Consider the following 1,881-nt stretch of genomic DNA (forward strand, 5'->3'; position numbering starts at 1 on the left):
CCCGCCACCGGTCGTACCGGATATCCTTCAGCGTTTGGAGCGCGTAGTCATACGATGGGACGAAATCGCGATCGACCATCTGCCGGGCCACCCTCTGCGGATTCGACACACAGAGGTCAGCCGCCTTGAGGATGGATCGCAAGACCCGCTTGGTCGCCACCGGGTACCTGTTCACGTAGTCCGTTGTCGCGGAGATCATGCAGCAGAAATACTGTGACCATGGGCGGTCGACGGCATTGTTGAGTATCGTGTGGCCGATCTTCTTGGCGCGCAGCTCCTGCGGCTGGGGCGGCGTGCCGAGGAATGCATCGATCTTTCCTTGGACGAAGAGCTCCGTCGGGGTGGCATCTTCAGTCAGGACCCATTGGATATCGTTCACGGGATCGAGCCCGACATAAGCGGACATGAGAGTCAGCCACACGTGTCGCGAGTTATTGAAACCATCCACGCCCACCCTCTTGCCCCGCAGATCCGCGACGCTGCGGATGCTCTCCTTGGCGATCAGTTCGAGGCATCCCGAGTGCAACCCGGTTAGCACCTTGATCGGCACGCCGGCATCGATCGACGCGATCTGATTCGGCGGAAAATTCACAGAGAAATCGGTCTCACCGCGTGCGATCCATTCCGATTGGTCGACGCTTCTGTCGGCTTCCACGTAGCGAACGTCGGTGAAGCCATCTGCGCGCATCAGTTCTCCGGCGATGTACGCGCCGGCCCAGCAGTAGGAACCACCAACCCACCGCGGCAGACGAACCGTCGTTGTTTCCAGCGACGGCTCCGCGTGGAGTGACTCCGGAAGACCGACAATGCCGGCAGCGCCCGCCATTGCAGCGCCGGCCAGGAATCGGCGGCGGGTTTGCATGATCTGCATCCGAACGCTCCTCTTCCGAATCGCAAACGACAATTCTGGCCGGAACCGAGCAAAAGAGGTTCCGGCAGAGGCAGATGGTCTCGTGGGCGCGACGAGTAGTTGTGGATTCTAGCGCGCCCAGTCCGCTGCGGGAGTCTTGCGCTCTCAGTCGCCGGCTCATTTATTAGCAACCGACGATATGCCACGATACGCCCAATTTGTGTTGGCTGCGAGCGCAAAACTTACTCGCGCCAAACGTCACGCCAGCGCCTCGCTGTCAGGGAGACCGCTTCCGCGGTTGCGAATGCCACTTCGAGTCTAATGCGGCCTGCATCGGCCCAAAATTGAACGAGCGGCAAGCGGCTCTGTCTGTTGGTGAGCGGATTGTCCGCCTCGCGTCCCGGCCCCTCGGCCATTAGGACCCCTAGGTACAGGCCATTTGCCTCGCGATGGGCCATATAGCTGGCTTCGATGACTTTCTGGTTGGCCGCCAGCCCGTTGGCGAACAACTCGTGATCGGATGCCATTTGCCGCTCGGGCTTAGAAAGTTGACGTTCTCCCGCCCAATCCCATCCAATTGCCGGGCACGTAGGTAACACGGATACTTCACCACTCCGAAATCACATCACACGCAGCCGCCGTCTCTGTCTGATCTTTGAACTTAAACATTTCATTGGAAAATAGCCGCAACCATCTTTCATCTTGCCGCGTATGGTCCGATCATCTGCCGGTGCAAGTTTGAGGACATGCAATGAAGAAGGTCGCTGCTCTCCTGGTACTTTCCCTCGTTACCATGCTGCCCGCCGTGGCAGCCGCGCAGTCCTGCCTGCCGGAGCTTGGGCCATCGCCGCCGCAGGATGCTATGCAGCTGTATCCCGGCGGTGTCGAGAAGGCGCTGGCCGCGCTGCCGGACATCGTCAAGAAAGTCAAGGAAGCATCCGACGTCCCCGGCTTCGCCGTGGCGGTGGTGCATGGCGGCAAAATGATCTTTGACGAGGGCTATGGCCTTCGCGACAACCGGGACGACACTT

General features: G+C 59.9%; 2 protein-coding genes and 1 pseudogene. 1 reads left to right on the forward strand and 2 read right to left on the reverse strand.

Translation table 11 applies throughout. The annotated features are described in order from the left end of the window. Together NKI52_RS32595 and NKI52_RS32600 are read right to left on the reverse strand one after the other, a co-directional pair. Positions 1-871 (reverse strand): ABC transporter substrate-binding protein (locus NKI52_RS32595; RefSeq protein ID WP_352700863.1); only part of this gene is annotated, 871 nt, incomplete at its 3' end. Positions 872-1,092: 221 nt separating this feature from the next. Then, positions 1,093-1,377 (reverse strand): hypothetical protein, encoded by a 285-nt coding sequence (locus NKI52_RS32600; RefSeq protein WP_352700864.1) that lies wholly within the window; start codon positions 1,375-1,377, stop codon positions 1,093-1,095. Positions 1,378-1,601: 224 nt separating this feature from the next. Here NKI52_RS32600 and NKI52_RS32605 point away from each other — a divergent pair. Then, positions 1,602-1,881: pseudogene (locus NKI52_RS32605) on the forward strand (hypothetical protein); the annotation flags it as partial.

The sequence above is a fragment of the Mesorhizobium sp. M0590 genome (assembly GCF_040320905.1).
Classification (GTDB): domain Bacteria; phylum Pseudomonadota; class Alphaproteobacteria; order Rhizobiales; family Rhizobiaceae; genus Mesorhizobium.

Coding starts and splice junctions, on each gene's coding strand:
- NKI52_RS32600 (WP_352700864.1), bottom strand. CDS start 1,377: ATGGCATCCGATCACGAGTTGTTCGCCAACGGGCTGGCGGCCAACCAG.